This window comes from Nonomuraea sp. NBC_00507, assembly GCF_036013525.1.
GTDB lineage: Bacteria > Actinomycetota > Actinomycetes > Streptosporangiales > Streptosporangiaceae > Nonomuraea.
This window is the reverse complement of record NZ_CP107853.1, coordinates 5,383,061-5,398,063: the sequence shown is the minus strand read 5'-3', so window position 1 is coordinate 5,398,063 and position 15,003 is coordinate 5,383,061. Positions and strand designations below refer to the sequence as shown.

The following is a 15,003-nucleotide window of genomic DNA, read 5'->3' as shown; positions in this document are numbered from 1 at the left end:
AACAGGACCGAAACATACGTTTATTCCTGGCCGCCGTGCCGGGCTTGTGATGTGGCGCGGCTCACGTAGCGCCGCGATCGCAGCCGTCGGGCGCGAACGGACGGACAGCCGCGGCGCAGGGGCGCGCGGGCGGCCGCCGTGGCTCACATGACCGGGCGGGGGCCCTCCGGGGGTCTCGACTCGATGAACATCTTGAAGCGCTTCATGTCGCCCACCACGCGCAGGCGGACCAGCTGCAGCCAGTCGCCGGCGGTCTCGACGAAGCCCTCGGGGTCGTACTCCATCTGCAGCGTGACCCTGGTCGTGTTGTCGTCGAGCCGGTGGAAGGTGACCACGCCGGCCTGGTGCGGCTTGTCGGTGGTGCGCCAGGCGATCCGCTCGTCCGGGTGCTGCTCGGTGATGTCGGCCTCGAACTCGCGCCGCACTCCGGCGATCTCCGCGACCCAGGCCGTACGCGTGTCGCTGATCTGCTTGACCGACTCCACGCCTTCCATGAACTCGGAGAAGCTCTCGAACTGCGTCCACTGGTTGTAGGCCACCGTGATGGGGACCTCGACGTCGATTGAGTGCTCGATCGTGCTCATGGGGTGCGCCTCTGCCCGGGCACGCCGCCCGTTAACGCCTTCGGCGCAGCAACCAGTAGAGGCCGACGACGGGCAGCACCAACGGGATGAACAGATAGCCCTTGCCGTAGGCGGACCAGACGGTCTCGTCGGGGAAGGCGGCCGGGTCGAGGAGGCTGGCGGTGCCGATGACGAGCACGCCCGCCAGCTCGATGCCGAGCGCGACCAGCGCCACGCGCCGGGCCCCGCGCCAGAGCGCGACGGTGAGCAGGATGTAGACCAGCGCGGCGAACGCCGACAGCGAGTACGCCAGCGGCGCCTCCTGGAACCTGCCGGCGATCTGCACCGCCGCCCGCGCCCCGGCGGCCAGCGAGAACAACCCGTAGACGGCGATCAGGGCACGCCCGGGCCCGGTGCCGAGCGAGGAGGACGCGCTCACGCCACTCCTTGCCAGATCTGCAGCAGCCGGCCCGTCATCACCGCGATCGCGAACCCGGCCACGGCCAGGATCGCCGACCCCCACCTGCTCCGCTCCGCCAGCGCCAGGAACACCCCGGCCGGCGGGATCACGACCTGGCCGGCGAGGTAGCCCCACAGCGTGACCTTGTCCTCGGGGCCCTCTCCCCTGGCCACGGCCGCGATCACGAAGCCCAGCTGCACCAGCACCGCCACCTCGAGCACGGCGAAGCCGATCAGCAGCACCATGCCCATCGGCCGGTTGCGGATCGCGACGATCGCACTCGCCAGCATGAGGACCAGCGAGCCGGCGATGACGATCGTGGAGACGGTGGTGTTCATCGCGGTAAGGGTATCGCCAGGGTGGGCCGCCCTCCCGGCACACCCGGCTCGATCGTCGGCGCCGGCCGCGGGCTCACCGATGCCAAGGGGCCACGTGGTGTGGCGGTGGCAGGGCTGGTTGCTCATAGGATCGAAGACGTGGAGAGGATCCTCGTCAGCGCCTGCCTGATGGGCCGCCGGGTGCGTTACGACGGCGGCGCCAAGACCAGCTCGGACGCCTTGCTGGCCGGCTGGCGCGAGGAGGGGCGGCTGGTGCCGTTCTGCCCGGAGGTGGAGGGTGGGCTGCCGATCCCGCGCCCGGCCGCCGAGATCGCCGGTGGGGCCGGCGGGGCGGCGGTGCTCGCCGGCGCCGCCCGCGTGGTGGCGACCGGCGGGTCCGACGTGACGGCCGAGTTCCTGGCGGGCGCGCACGCCGCGCTCGCCGTCGCCCGGTCCTTCGGGATCCGGCTGGCGGTCTTGAAGGAAGGCAGCCCGTCGTGCGGCGCGCTGTCGATCTACGACGGCACGTTCCGCGGCCGTCGCACGCCCGGTCAGGGTGTCACGACGGCGCTGCTGGAGTCCAACGGCATCCGGGTGTTCACCGAGGAGCACGTCGACGAGGCCGCCGCCTACCTGCGGACCCTGGAGTCGTGACCGGGCGCACCCGGGAGACGTAGAAGGCCGCGCCGAGGCCGCCGGCCAGCGCGGCCGCGATCGTGCCGTGATACCAGAGCAGCAGCGTGGTGGCCTCGGCCCCCGGTTTCATCGCGATCGCCAGCATGCCCATCAGCACACCGCCCAGCGCGGCCGCGTGCGTGTAGATCAGCCCGTCCCAGGCCCACTCCCGCCCGGACAGCGCGCCGTACGACCCGGCGAGCATGGCGAGGCTGCACACCGTCTCCACGATCGAGGCAGGGATGATCACGGGCTGGGTCAGCGGGCCGAGCGCGACCCCGGAGTGCAGCAGCATGGCCGCGAAGAAGACCAGCGCATAGAGCAGCGAGAGCCCGCCCAAGGCTTTGCGCAGTGCGTCCATGCCGACCACGGTCCCACCGCGGCCCGTCCCGGCCATCGTCCCCAGGGAGGCCGTCGCGGTACTACGTGCGCAGTAGAGCCGCGCGGGAGAAATCCTCATTTTTCCGGAAACCTTCCCAGCCTCCCACGAGTCGTACAGATGGGGCGCGTTGGATCGGTGGGACGCGCCTGGGGGCCCGATTCATTCGGAAACGGGGAAAGGGATTCGACAATGCCTGTCGACCTGAACAATGAACGACCCCTGGCCTGGGACTCGGCCACGCTCAACGCGGACACCAAAGCGATGCTGGACAATCTCCAGCCGAACATCCTGCGCGCGCATGTACGCGAGCACCTGTCCGTTCTGTTCGTCCGGTTCAACGATGTGCCCGAGGGCAGGGCGTTCCTGCGGCACATCGCGACCACCAAGATGAAGTCGGCGCGCAAGCACCTGGAGGAGGTACGCGAGTTCGCCGCCCGCGGCCGCCCCGGCACGCCGTACGTCGGCATCGGCATCAGCAAGGCCGGATACATCGATCTCGGCCACTCGCTGGACGAGGTGCGCAAGTTCGGCGACAAGGTGTTCCGTGACGGCATGAAGCGGCGGATCGCCGAGGTGAACGACCCGCCGGTGGACCAGTGGGAGTGGGTCTTCCAGCGGGAGATCCACGCCGTCATCCTCATCGGCGACGCCGAGCCCGAGTCGGTGGCGGCGCTGCGCGAGGAGATCCTCGCCGAGCTGCCGGACAGCGCCCGGCTGCTCGGCGAGGAGACGGGGCAGGGCATGCGCAACCCGGCCGGCGACGGCATCGAGCACTTCGGGTACGTGGACGGCCGCAGCCAGCCGCTGTTCCTGAAGGACGAGGTGGAACGGGAGCCGCGCAAGCGCTGGGACCCGGCGTTCCCGCTGGCCAACGTGCTGGTGCCGGACCCGCTCGCGCCGAACCCCGTGCGCCACCACGGCAGCTACTTCGTGTTCAGGAAGCTGGAGCAGAACGTCAGGGCGTTCAAGGAGATCGAGCGGGACCTGGCCGACGGCCTCGGCCTGACCGGCGCCGACCGCGACCGGGCGGGCGCCATGCTGGTCGGCCGCTTCAAGGACGGCACGCCGCTGACCAGCAAGGCGAAGGCGGCCGGCGGGCCGGTGGCCAACGACTTCACCTACGACGGAGACGACGGCGGCAAGTGCCCGTTCAGCGGCCACGTCAGGAAGACGAACCCGCGTTCGTTCGGGCGTGAGGTGATCATGGCCAGGCGCGGGCAGACGTACGGGGAGCGCGCGGACGACCCGTCGGACGACTCGCCGCCGGAGAACCGGCCGAGCGGCGAGGTCGGACTGCTGTTCATGGCGTTCAACAGCAGCTTGATCAGCCAGTTCGAGTTCACGCAGCAGACCTGGGCGAACAACCCGGACTTCGAGAACCCGGCAACCGGCCACGACCCGGTCATCGGCCAGGGAGACCGGGACATCAAGGTCGCCTTCCCCAAAGTCTGGGGCAAGCCGGAGATGTCGCCCCCGCAGGCCCAGGTGGCGCAGACGGTCACCATGAAGGGCGGGGAGTACTTCTTCGCGCCGTCCCTCGCGTATCTGCGCAATCTCTGATCATCAGCCGGCCGCACACCCGTGAGACCGAGGGTGCGCGGCCGGCGCCTTTGCTGCCCGACAGCGGCGCGAGGAACGGGCCAAGGACGCAGACCTGGCCAAGGACGAGTGAGGATGCATCGAAGGATGTACGCCGGTTTCGGTCCGGTGGAGGAGGCGCCCGCGCCCCCGAGACCAGAGGATCGTCACATGACGATCGGACTGATGCTCACCCTCGCCGCCCTGGCGGTGGTCGACAGCACCAGCTTCGGCACCCTGGTCATCCCCATCTACCTCCTGCTGGCCTCGGAACGATCCCGCGTGTCCCGGCTGCTGATCTACCTCGGCACCATCGCGCTCTTCTACTTCCTCCTCGGGGTGGCACTGACAATGGGGCTGGCGGCGGCCATGGAGAGCTTCGGCGACGCGCTGTACAGCCGCCCGGCGTACTGGGTGCAGCTCGTCCTGGGGGTGGGGCTGTTCGCGCTCAGCTACAGGTTCGACCCCAAGAGGCGGGCGAAGCTGGGCAAGCCGGAGCGCCGGTTCGAGCCGCGCACCGGCGGCCCGCGCGTCATGGTGATGCTCGGGCTGACGGCCGGGGTGGTCGAGGTGGCGACGATGGTGCCGTACCTGGCGGCCGTCGGCATCATGACCACCTCCGGCCTGCCCCCGGGGCAGTGGCTGCCGCTGCTCGCCGGCTACGTGCTCATCATGATCGTGCCGCCGCTGGCGCTCATGGGGCTGCGCGCGGTGGCCGCATCCTGGCTGGAGCCGAAGCTGGAGCGGCTGCGGGCGTGGCTCACCAAGAACTCGGCCTCGATGGTCAGCTGGGCCCTGGCCATCGTCGGATTGCTGCTTGCCTTGGATGCGGCGTCCTACCTGTTCTCCAAGGGACCCTAGGATCAGATCTCCAGGGGGAGATCTGAGATGTTGCGAGCCTTTTTCAGGACCGAGGCCGGCAGTACGAGCGTGTTGCTCGTCGCCACCGCCTTGGCCCTGCTCTGGGCGAATTCCCCGTGGGGGGACACGTACGAGGCCTTCTGGCACACGCCGATGGGTCTGTCCTTCGGGGACGCCGTCTTCTCGCTGGATCTGCGGCACTGGGTCAACGACGGCCTCATGACGCTGTTCTTCTTCGTCGTCGGGCTCGAGGTCTCCTACGAGATGCGGCTCGGGCAGCTGCGGGATCGGCGGCTGATCGCGGTGCCGGCGGTGGCGGCCTTGGGCGGGATGCTGGTGCCGGCCGGGATCTACCTGCTGCTCAACTTCGGCGGGCCCGGAGCCGCCGGGTGGGGCGTGCCGATCGCCACCGACACCGCTTTCGTGCTGGGCGTGCTGGCCGTCGTGGGCGCCCGGTGTCCCGATCCGCTGCGGGCTTTCCTGCTGACCCTGGCCATCGTGGACGACGTGCTGGCGATCATCATCATCGCCCTGTTCTACACCGAGAGCCTGGCCCTGCCCGCCCTCGTGGTGGCCGCCGTGCTGCTGGCCGCGATCGTGACGTTGCGGTGGTTGAAGATCTGGCGCGCGCCGGCGTACATCGTGCTGGGGTTCGGGCTCTGGGTGGCCACGTTGGAGAGCGGGATCCACCCCACGCTCATCGGGATCGCGCTGGGCGTCCTGGTCTTCGTATACGCCCCGACCGACCATAAGCTGCTGATGGCCGGCGAGGCGGTGCACGAGTTCACCACCGAGCCGAGCGCGCGGGCGGCCAGGGAGGCCGCGCGGCGGGTCCAGATGGCCGTTTCCGTGAACGAGCGGCTGCAGCTGCGGCTGCACCCGTGGAGCAGCTATGTGATCGTGCCGGTGTTCGCACTGGCGAACGCCGGCGTGCGGCTCGACGCCGAGACCCTGCGTGCGGCGCTGACGTCGCCGGTGGCCATCGGCGTGGCGCTGGGGCTGCTGCTGGGGAAGTTCATCGGGATCTCGCTCGGCACGTGGCTGCCGCTCAGGTTCGGATGGGGCATCCTGCCCGGAAACCTGGTGTGGGGTCAGCTGCTGGGCGGGGCCGCCGTGTCCGGGATCGGGTTCACCGTGGCGTTGTTCATCGTGGACCTGGCCTTCGACGATCCGGCGATCCAGGCCGAGGCGAAGATCGGCATCCTGGCCGGGTCGCTGCTCTCCGCCCTGCTCGGCTGGGCGATCTTCCGGATGGCCTGGGATCGGGGCGGGGTCTGCGCTCCGCCCGAGGCCGAGCCGGACGAGGAGCTGTCGGAGCTGCTGTCCGTACCCGTGGGGCCCGGCGACCACGTGCGGGGTCCGCAGGACGCCAGGATCACGATCGTGGAGTACGGCGATTTCGAGTGCCCCTACTGCGGCCGCCTCCATCCCGTGCTGGAGGAGCTCCGCGACAAGAACCCCGACGTACGGCTGGTGTTCCGGCACTTCCCGCTCAGGACCCTGCACCCCCGGGCCGCGCCTGCCGCGATAGTCGCCGAGGCCGCGGCCGATCAGGACAGGTTCTGGGAAATGCACGACATCCTCTACGACAACCAGCGCTTCCTCACGGACGCCGACCTGGCGCACTATGCCGCCCAGCTGGATGTCGAGCCCTGGTCCGACGTGCCGAGACACGTCTCCAGGATCGGGCTCGACGAGGCGTCGGGGCGCGACAGCGGGGTGCGTGGCACGCCCACGCTCTTCCTGAACGGCGTGCGTTACCAGGGTCCGCTGAACCTGGCTTCGATCAGCCGGGCCTTGGAAGAACTACGCAAATCCCCGTAAGGTCTTCGGCGTCGCCTCACCTGCGGGAGCCCTTTGATGATCAGCACGTCCTTCGCCATCGTCACCATCGCGGGCCTCATCCTGCTGAGCGTGCTGCTGGTGGGCGGCATCATCATGATGGCGATGCGCAGACGCGACCACGGGCGCGCGTCGGTCATCGGGATCATGGGCTGCGTCGTGCTACTGGTGGGAACGGTGTTCAACATCGCACGGGGCCTCGTCGACGAGGCGGTGGCCGACCTCGTGGGCTTGGCGCCGGCGCTCACCATCTCGAACACCATCTCCCTGCTCTTCAACCTCACCGGCACGGCCCTGCTGATCGGGGCCGTGGTGACCCGGCGCAACCCACAGCAGCCCGCGCCACCCCAGGGGCCGGGCCGACAGCCGCCGCAGCAGCAGCCCGAGTGGGGGCAGCCGCCCTTCCAGCAGCAGCCGCCCGGCCGGCAGAACCCGCCGAATCCACCCTTCAACCCCTGGGATACGCGTCCCAGCTGATCTCGCCGGCCGCCGGCTCCCGTCGCGCGTCCCGATGTCATGCCACCTGGACGGGAAAACCGGCGAGAGTGTGACAATGTGGGCGGAAAACCCGACACTCCGCAGCGTGCTCGAGGGCCTCATGAATCCAGATCAGCCTGACCGGCAGGACCCGGATCCCGACCAGACGATCAGGCACCGTTACCCCCATCCCACGCAACCGCCGCATCGGCAGGACTCTCCGTCCACGCAGCGCCTGCCGTACACCCCGGACATGCTGCCCGACGTGCCCCACTACGAGGCGAAGCCTCCGAAGTCCGCCTGGTGGTGGGTGATCGTGGTCGGCGGACTGGTGCTGCTGATCGCGGCCGTGGCCGTGGCCGCGCTCTTGTGGGTACGCAGCACCGCCGACGCGACGCCCACCGGCATGCCGCGCGCGCTCCACGGCGTCACGCGCGCGTGAATTCCATGACCCAGTTCGTCTCCCAGGCCTCCTCGCCCTCCTCCGAGAAGGCCTGCTCCCACCGGGCCGTGTCCCGGTCGATGACGGTCCAGATGAACCGGCACCGCACCCGCCTGCCCTCGTAGGTCTCCTCGCCGAAGAACTCGCCCCGGTTCCCCTCGAACGCGCCCACCATGGGACGGGTGTCGAGCACGCCGAGCCTGCTGCTGGCCCAGTAAATCGACCACTGCCGCGTCTCCGGGTTGTACACGCGGACGGTCAGCCCGCTGGAGCCCTTGGTCGGGAAGGTGATCTCGTCGAAGCTGGCCGCCCCGTCGAAGTGCCGGGTCGCTACCGACCGCCCGGGAAACTCGTCCCATTCGCCCGGCTTCACCAAGCGGCGGTTGACGACGTTCCAGCGGCCGGCGAGAAAGTCGAAATCGTTCATGCGGCCGACCGTAGGCCGGGGTCACTGACAGGTAATGTCAGCGAATATGCGGGCTTCTCGCCTTGTTTCGATCCTGCTGCTCCTGCAGACGCGCGGCCGGCTGACCGCGCGGGAGCTGGCCGACCGGCTCGAGGTCTCGGTACGCACCATCTACCGCGACGTCGAGTCCCTCCACGCGGCCGGCATTCCGTTGTACGGCGACGCCGGACCACAGGGCGGCTACCAACTGCTCGACGGCTACCGCACCAGGCTCACCGGCCTGACCGCGGACGAGGCGGAGTCGTTGTTCCTGGCCGGGCTGCCGGGTCCCGCGGCGGAGCTGGGGCTGGGCGCGGTGGTGACGGCCGCGCAGCTCAAGCTGATGGCCGCGCTGCCGGTCGAGCTGCGCGATCGGGCCGGACGCATCCAGGAGCGCTTCCACTTGGACGCGCCCACCTGGTATCGGGACCGGGAGCCGGTCACATACCTGCCGGCCGTGGCCGACGCCGTCTGGAACGAGCGGCGCATCCAGGTCAGATACCGGCGGTGGAAGGCGCCGCAGGAGGTGGAGCGGCGGCTGGACCCGTACGGGCTGGTGGTCAAGGCGGGGCGGTGGTATCTGGTGGCGCGCGCGGGCGAGGACGTGCGCACGTACCGGGTCTCGCAGATCCTCGAGCTGCATCCGCTGGAGGAGGGGTTCACCCGGCCGGAGGGCTTCGATCTGGCGGCGTACTGGCAGGAATACCTGGCCGCGTTCGAGGCCAGCCTGCGGTGGGGTGAGGCGGTGGTCCGGCTCTCGCCGCGCGGCCTGGAGCGGCTGGCGAACCTCATGACGCCGGGGGTGGTGGCCGCGGCGCGGGAGAGCGCTGGGCCGCCGGACCAGGAGGGCTGGACTCGGGTCACGGTGCCGATCGAGTCGATCGAGCATGCGCTCGGGGAGTTTCTCAGGCTGGGCGTGGACGCCGAGGTGCTGGCCCCCGGCGAGCTGCGTGATCGGCTGGCGGGCGTGGCGAAGGTGCTCGGGGAACGGTACGGGAGCGCCTGAACCCCTTATTTATGGGGATATTTCGCTGTAAAGACTCCCCCGCCCCGGAGAGCGCGCCATGGACCTGCGCGACCGTCTGCTGGTCCAGGTCAGCGTCAGGGACGTCTACGACGCGGTGGCGCTGGCCGGGCATCCCGGCTCCGGCCTGGTCTTCACCGGCCAGGCCGGGCACGACGCGGTCCGCATGGTGCGCCGGAGCGGCTACGACGGGCCGCTGCTCGCCGATCGGCGGCGTTACGCGGGGTCGGCGCGGGTACGGGGCACGGCCAGGCTGTCGGCGGACTGGATCGCGGACCAGGTGGAGTCGGGGGCGACGGCCCCGCTCACCGATTCCGGATATATCGGCAAAGGGGACCATGAAGCCCTGCACGCCATCCTTGAGCAGGCCGCCCAATGGGACGGTGTGATCGCCGTGCTTCCCGTCCACGCGCAGTGGGTCGCCGAGGACCGGCCCGTTCTCCTGCGTGCGGTCGCCGGCTACGGGATGCCGGTGGCGCTGGTCGTCGAGGACGGGCCGCCGTACCGGCCGCTGCCGTTCCCGCTCCTCTCGGCGGGCGTGCCGGCGCTGGCCGCGCTGGCGCACGGCGCCGAGTGGGCCGCGGTCGGCGTCCGCGAGGTGCTGCGCCACCTCTACCCGGAGCGGCGCGATAGGCCGGAGAGAGCGAGGGACGAGCCAACGGAGGCCGCAGCAAGCGCGACCATGAGCTCAGAGCCGCACGCGGCGAGCGGCGGCTGGCGGCGGGGCGGGGCACGCAGCGCGTTCGTACCGGAGCGGCTGGAGTTCGTGCCGGTCGAGCGGCTCGGCGCGGGCACGTGCGGCTGCTCCACCTGCCACGGCCGCCCGCTGCGCGAGCTGGCGCGGGCCGAGGAGCTCGAGGTCAACACCCACAACGCCAAGGTCCTGCATCGCCTGCACCACCGCCTGCTGCGTGCCACGCAACGGGAGCGGTGGTGGCGGGAGCTCACGGCGGCGGCGGCGCTCACGGCCTGAGGACGACCGCTCGCCGAAAGTTTCGTACCGTTCGCCGCTTGATTCATGCCCTGATCGAGCGCACAAAGAGACACTCACAGGAGCTCAATCAGGCACGTTGCCAGTATGAAACTTTCATCGCTTACTCGCAACGTTTCCAAAGAAGAGAGGAGTCCCATGAAGGTGACAGCCCGCATCGCGGGCGCCGTGATCGCCGCGGTGACACTCGTCATCGCGAGCTTGATCACGGCGCCGCCGGCGGCCTCGGCGCAGCTGACGGAGGTGACCGGTTTCGGTACCAACCCCACCAACTTACGCATGCACCTCTATGTCCCCGACGGAATCCCCGCCCGCCCGGCACTGCTGGTGGCCGTCCACTACTGCACGGGCTCCGGCCCGGCCTTCTACTCGGGCACCGAGTTCGCCGCGCTGGCCGACCAGCACAAGTTCATCGTGATCTACCCGTCGGCGACCAGGAGCGGCTCCTGCTACGACGTCTCCTCGCCGCAGGCACTGCGGCACGACGGCGGCAGCGACCCGGTGGGCATCGTCTCCATGGTCAGGTACGTCCAGCAGCGCTACAACACCGACCCCGAGCGTACCTATGCCACGGGCGCGTCCTCTGGCGGCATGATGACGAACGTGCTGCTGGGCGCCTACCCCGACGTGTTCAAGGCAGGCGTGTCGTTCATGGGCGTGCCCTTCGGCTGCTTCGCCACCACGGACGGGTCGAGCTGGAACAGCCAGTGCGCCAACGGCCAGCGCATCATGACCCCGCAGCAGTGGGGCGACCTGGTACGCGCCGCGTACCCCGGCTACAGCGGCCCCCGTCCGCGCATGCAGGTGTGGCACGGCACCGAGGACTCCACGCTGCGTTATCCGAACTTCCAGGAGCAGATCAAGCAGTGGACCAACGTCCACGGCCTGAGCCAGACCCCGAGCCTCACCGACCAGCCCCAGTCCGGCTGGACGCGGACCAGGTACGGAGGCACCGGCACGACCGTCCCGGTCGAGGGCATCAGCCTTCAGGGCGTCGGGCACAACCTGCCGATGGGCGGGATGGCCGCCGCCGCGATCGCGTTCCTCGGGCTGAACACCGGGGGCGGCGGCCCGTCGCAGTCGCCGAGTCCGCAGCCGCCGGGGGCGTGCCAGGTCACGTACACGATGAACACGTGGAACACCGGCTTCACGGCCGCCGCCACGATCACCAACACGAGCACCACGCACCTGTCCTCCTGGTCCCTGGGCTTCACGCTGCCCGCGGGCCAGACGGTCACCTCCGTGTGGAACGCGACGCTCTCTCCCAACTCCGGCCAGGTCACGGCCAGGAACGTCGGCTACAACGGCACCCTCGCACCGGGCGCCTCCACGCAGTTCGGCTTCCAGGCCACGCACAACGGCAACACCGCCAAGCCGCCGGCCTTCACGCTCAACGGGGCCGCCTGCACCTGACGATCCCCTGTCCGCCCGGCGCCGGATCACCCGGCGCCGGGCACCGGGCACAGGGGCCGGGAGCCGGGCGCCGGGGGCCGGGCACCCGGGGGCCGGGCACCCGGGGCCGGGCACCCGGGGCCGGGGGCCGGGCACCGGCACTGCGGCGCAACCGCAGGGCGGCGTCAGGCCGCGTTGAGCGCGCCACCGAGCGGCTTGTCCACAGGACAATTCCCACCCTCGCCCGGCATCCACAGAATGCGATTCGCCCCCATCACGACCCCGGCCGGCCCGGCATCCTCGTTGCCACATCGACCAGCACGAACGACGCCCACCACCACACCCTCCCGTCGAGAGGAAGCACGATATGCCCGGAGGCCCGCCCACGCTCGGGTTCAGCATGATCATCTACGCCATGGTCGGCCTGGTCACCCTGATCGCTCTCAAGCTGCGAAGGAGGCGCAGGTGAAGACCCTCACGATCATCGTCCCGGCCCACAACGAGGAGGACGGGCTGCCCGCGACCCTGCGATCCATAGCCGCCCAGACCGTCCCACCCGAGAAGGTCATCGTCATCGACGACGGCTCGACCGACCGCACGAGCAAGGTGGCCGCCGCCCACGGCGCAACGGTCCTTCGCCCGCCCCGCAACCTGGGAAGCAAGGCCAAGGCCCAGAACCACGCGCTCCCTCACTGCGACACCGACCTCGTCCTGGCCGTGGACGCCGACACGGTGCTCGCCCCCGACTACATCGAGCGCATCAAGCCCGCCTTCGACGACCCGGAGGTGGGCGTGGCTGCGGGAAACGTGCAGACCCGATTCGCCCGCACCCCCTGGGAGCGCGGCAGATCCACCGAATACCTCTTCGGCTTCCACTGGCACCGCCCGATCCAGCAACTGGCCAACAGCCCCATGGTCTGCTCGGGCTGCTGCTCGGTGTTCAGGCGCAGCACCCTCGCGGCATTCGGCGGCTTCCCCGAGCGGACCATCGTCGAGGACATGGACTTCACCTGGAGCCAGCAACTGGAGGACCGCAGGGCGGTTTACGTCTCCGACGCCATGGCCTGGGCCGCCGACCCGGAAACCCTCACCTACCTCCGCAAGCAGGTGTGGCGCTGGATGGCGGGCTTCATGCAGAACGTCCGCCTGCACCTCCCCCGCCTCCTCACCCGCAAGCCCATGCTGGCGACCTGGATCGTGATCGCGCTCCTGGAGATCCTCCTCGCCCCGCTGTGGTGGGCCACCCCGCTGATCCTCACCCTGGCCCTGCACGAGCCGGTGGCCCGCACGATGACGTGGTGGGCGGGCAGTGAGCTGCTCCTCACCACTCCCACCCTCCTCTACGCCGCCGGCCGCCGCCGCCTCCCCCTCCACCAGGTCCTGTTCAACCTGCCGTTCGTCTACCTGAACAAGGCCGTCAACCTCTACTACGCCTGGAAGGCCATGGCGGTCGAGCTGATCATGGTCCCCCTGCACTTGTCCCCCGGCCTCCTCACGTACGAGAAAGGCCGCTGACCAGACCCGCCTCCACAGCCTTTGTCGAGTTTCGTAAATTCGCTGTTATCTAGGTTTCGAGTACGTTTCGTCCCCTAGACGGCGCATTTGCCCGTCCATAGGGTGCTATCCACGACGGGAAAGTCACCTACCGTACATCCGTCGTAACCCCCGATCAGCAATGGCGCTCGAGCGGCCACTCCCGAGCGTGCGTGCGGGAGACCGCGGGCGCGTGGCATAGGGAGCACTGTGCGAAGGTTCGTCACCTCTCTGTTCGGCCAGGTCCTCATCGCCGCCGTCATCGGCGCGGCGGTAGGCCTGCTCTTCCCGGCCTTCGCTGCCGAGCTCAAACCCCTCAGCGACGGCTTCATCACCTTGATCAAGATGGTCATCACACCGCTGGTGTTCTGCGTGGTCGTCGCGGGCATCGCGGGAGCGGGCGAGCTCAAGCGGGTCGGCCGGGTCGGCCTCAAGACGATCATCTACTTCGAGGTCATCACCACCATCGCGCTGATACTCGGCCTGGTGCTCGCCCTGGTCTTCCAGCCGGGCGCGGGCATGAGCGTCGACCCGGCCTCCCTCGACGCCTCCAAGCTCGCGACCCAACAGGACAACGCCGCCAAACTCGCCGAAGGCGGCCCGGTCGGCTTCATCCTGGGGCTCATCCCCTCCTCGGTGGTGGGCGCTTTCGCCGAGGGCAACGTGCTGCAGGTGCTGCTGTTCGCCGTGTTGTTCGGCTGCGGCCTGCTGCTGGTCGGGGAGAAGGCGCGCCCGGTCGGCCAGTTCATCGAGGCGACCACGGAGGTGCTGTTCAAGGTCGTCTCGCTGATCGTGCGGCTCGCCCCGCTGGGCGTGCTCGGCGCGGTGGCGGTCACCGCGGGCAACTCGGGTGGCGACGCCCTGGTCCGGCTGGGCTGGCTCGTCGTGCTCTTCTACGCCGCAGTCGTGATCTTCGTCGTGGTGATTCTCGGTTTCGTGGCCAGGCTGGCCGGGTTCAACATCTTCAAGCTGATCGGATACCTCCGTGAGGAGGTCCTGGTCGTCCTGGGCACGGCCTCGTCTGACAGCGTGCTCCCGCAGGTCATGCGGAAGCTGGAGCACATGGGGATCAAGAAGTCCACGGTCGGCCTCGTCATCCCGACCGGCTACTCCTTCAACCTGGACGCCTTCTCGATCTACCTCACCCTCGCCGCCGTCTTCATCGGGCAGGCCACCGGCGTGCCGCTGTCCATCGGCGACCTGCTGGTGGTGCTGCTCGTGGCCCTGGTCACCTCCAAGGGCGCACACGGCATCCCCGGCTCGGCCATCGTGGTGCTCGCCGCCACGCTCGCCTCGATTCCGACGATCCCGGTCGCGGGCCTGGTCCTGGTGCTGTCGGTGGACTGGTTCATGGGCATGGCCCGTGCGGCCGGCAACCTGCTCGGCAACTCGGTGGCCACCGTGGTCATCGCCACCTGGGAGGGCGACATCGACAAGGACCGTGCCGCGAAGGTCCTGGACGGCCAGGAGGTCGCCCCGACAAGCACGGAGGAGGAGCCGGCGACCGTGCCGGCCTAGAACCGCCCGCCCGCGTTCGGGCCTGACATCGCCGCGCCGTATGTGTGCCGCGCGCCTGTCCTGCCAGGTGCGCGGCGTCCATCGCCGACGGGTCGACGGCACGTGGACCCGTCGTTGTGCCTCTGCGAACTGCCAAGACCCTTGCACCGGGACCGGCGACGCCTACCGGGTTGGCACCGCCCGCGACCGAATCCGGCTCAACAAGGCACTCTTCACCCATATAAAGATCAAAGGCGGCCGGGTCGGCGATGACGCCTTCCGACCGCCCTGTGACGATCGTTCCGCATGTTTGCATACGGAACGTTGGTGGAGCTATGGGGATTCGAACCCCAGACCTCCTCCATGCCATGGAGGCGCGCTACCAACTGCGCTATAGCCCCTGGTCACCGCTACGGGTCCACCCGTTGCGGCGCTCCGAGAGCATATAGCCATCCGCGCCGATTCGCCTAATCGCGCCGCCCGTCCGTGCTCTGGCCAGGCCGTGCGGGAGACGACGGAGGCCG

16 protein-coding genes and 1 tRNA gene are annotated in these 15,003 nt (G+C 69.6%); 11 read left to right on the top strand and 6 right to left on the bottom strand.

Translation table 11 applies throughout. The features are described from left to right. Positions 1-143 precede the first annotated feature (143 nt). From OHA25_RS26295 to OHA25_RS26285, 3 genes are read right to left on the bottom strand one after another with little or no spacing between them, the layout of a single operon-like run. A complete protein-coding gene (locus OHA25_RS26295; protein WP_327590144.1) occupies positions 144-584 on the bottom strand; it encodes an SRPBCC family protein in 441 nt (146 codons plus the stop codon). 31 nt (positions 585-615) lie between these two features. Then, entirely contained in the window at positions 616-1,002 is a 387-nt protein-coding gene (locus OHA25_RS26290) for a hypothetical protein (protein WP_305922432.1), read from the bottom strand. Continuing rightward, positions 999-1,361 carry a hypothetical protein gene (locus OHA25_RS26285; protein ID WP_327590143.1) on the bottom strand — a complete coding sequence of 121 codons (363 nt, stop codon included), beginning with the start codon at positions 1,359-1,361 and terminating at the stop codon, positions 999-1,001. Before OHA25_RS26285 ends, OHA25_RS26290 begins: the two co-directional genes overlap by 4 nt. Positions 1,362-1,499: 138 nt before the next feature. Between OHA25_RS26285 and OHA25_RS26280 the strand changes: the two genes are divergently transcribed. Further along, positions 1,500-1,994, top strand: a complete 495-nt coding sequence (locus tag OHA25_RS26280) for a DUF523 domain-containing protein (RefSeq protein ID WP_327590142.1) — start codon at positions 1,500-1,502, stop codon at positions 1,992-1,994. Here OHA25_RS26280 and OHA25_RS26275 read toward each other — a convergent pair. Beyond that, the gene (locus OHA25_RS26275) at positions 1,939-2,475 is read right to left on the bottom strand and encodes a hypothetical protein (RefSeq protein ID WP_327590141.1); all 537 of its coding nucleotides are present in this window, start codon (positions 2,473-2,475) and stop codon (positions 1,939-1,941) included. The two genes, OHA25_RS26280 and OHA25_RS26275, sit on opposite strands and share 56 nt — an antisense overlap. 111 nt (positions 2,476-2,586) lie before the next feature. On the opposite strand from OHA25_RS26275, the gene OHA25_RS26270 reads away from it, so the two are divergent. The 5 genes from OHA25_RS26270 to OHA25_RS26250 all read left to right on the top strand — a co-directional run bounded on the left by OHA25_RS26270 (position 2,587) and on the right by OHA25_RS26250 (position 7,597). Next, positions 2,587-3,957: a Dyp-type peroxidase gene (locus OHA25_RS26270; protein ID WP_327590140.1), complete on the top strand. Its 1,371-nt coding sequence runs from the start codon at positions 2,587-2,589 to the stop codon at positions 3,955-3,957. A 189-nt stretch (positions 3,958-4,146) separates the two neighbouring features. Beyond that, entirely contained in the window at positions 4,147-4,836 is a 690-nt protein-coding gene (locus tag OHA25_RS26265; RefSeq protein WP_327590139.1) for a GAP family protein, read from the top strand. Positions 4,837-4,863: 27 nt separating this feature from the next. Further along, positions 4,864-6,660 (top strand): Na+/H+ antiporter NhaA, encoded by a 1,797-nt coding sequence (nhaA, locus tag OHA25_RS26260; protein ID WP_327590138.1) that lies wholly within the window; start codon positions 4,864-4,866, stop codon positions 6,658-6,660. A gap of 36 nt (positions 6,661-6,696) precedes the next feature. Then, positions 6,697-7,155, top strand: coding sequence for a hypothetical protein (locus tag OHA25_RS26255; protein ID WP_327590137.1), 459 nt, complete (start codon positions 6,697-6,699; stop codon positions 7,153-7,155). 106 nt (positions 7,156-7,261) lie between these two features. Beyond that, entirely contained in the window at positions 7,262-7,597 is a 336-nt protein-coding gene (locus OHA25_RS26250) for a hypothetical protein (protein WP_327590136.1), read from the top strand. Here the strand turns inward: OHA25_RS26250 and OHA25_RS26245 are convergent. Next, on the bottom strand, positions 7,584-8,024 hold the full coding sequence (locus OHA25_RS26245) for a hypothetical protein (RefSeq protein WP_327590135.1): 441 nt from the start codon (positions 8,022-8,024) through the stop codon (positions 7,584-7,586). The two genes, OHA25_RS26250 and OHA25_RS26245, sit on opposite strands and share 14 nt — an antisense overlap. A gap of 46 nt (positions 8,025-8,070) precedes the next feature. Here OHA25_RS26245 and OHA25_RS26240 point away from each other — a divergent pair, with 46 nt between their 5' ends. The 5 genes from OHA25_RS26240 to dctA all read left to right on the top strand — a co-directional run bounded on the left by OHA25_RS26240 (position 8,071) and on the right by dctA (position 14,500). Further along, on the top strand, positions 8,071-9,048 hold the full coding sequence (locus OHA25_RS26240; RefSeq protein ID WP_327590134.1) for a helix-turn-helix transcriptional regulator: 978 nt from the start codon (positions 8,071-8,073) through the stop codon (positions 9,046-9,048). 58 nt (positions 9,049-9,106) lie between these two features. Next, entirely contained in the window at positions 9,107-10,039 is a 933-nt protein-coding gene (locus OHA25_RS26235; protein ID WP_327590133.1) for a hypothetical protein, read from the top strand. 156 nt (positions 10,040-10,195) lie between these two features. Next, positions 10,196-11,470, top strand: a complete 1,275-nt coding sequence (locus OHA25_RS26230) for an extracellular catalytic domain type 1 short-chain-length polyhydroxyalkanoate depolymerase (protein ID WP_327590132.1) — start codon at positions 10,196-10,198, stop codon at positions 11,468-11,470. Between the two features lie 444 nt (positions 11,471-11,914). Then, positions 11,915-12,964 (top strand): glycosyltransferase family 2 protein, encoded by a 1,050-nt coding sequence (locus tag OHA25_RS26225; protein WP_327590131.1) that lies wholly within the window; start codon positions 11,915-11,917, stop codon positions 12,962-12,964. A 228-nt stretch (positions 12,965-13,192) separates the two neighbouring features. Then, positions 13,193-14,500, top strand: coding sequence for a C4-dicarboxylate transporter DctA (dctA, locus tag OHA25_RS26220; RefSeq protein WP_327590130.1), 1,308 nt, complete (start codon positions 13,193-13,195; stop codon positions 14,498-14,500). A gap of 304 nt (positions 14,501-14,804) precedes the next feature. Here the strand turns inward: dctA and OHA25_RS26215 are convergent. After that, positions 14,805-14,880 (bottom strand) — tRNA-Ala (locus tag OHA25_RS26215). Positions 14,881-15,003 lie beyond the last annotated feature (123 nt).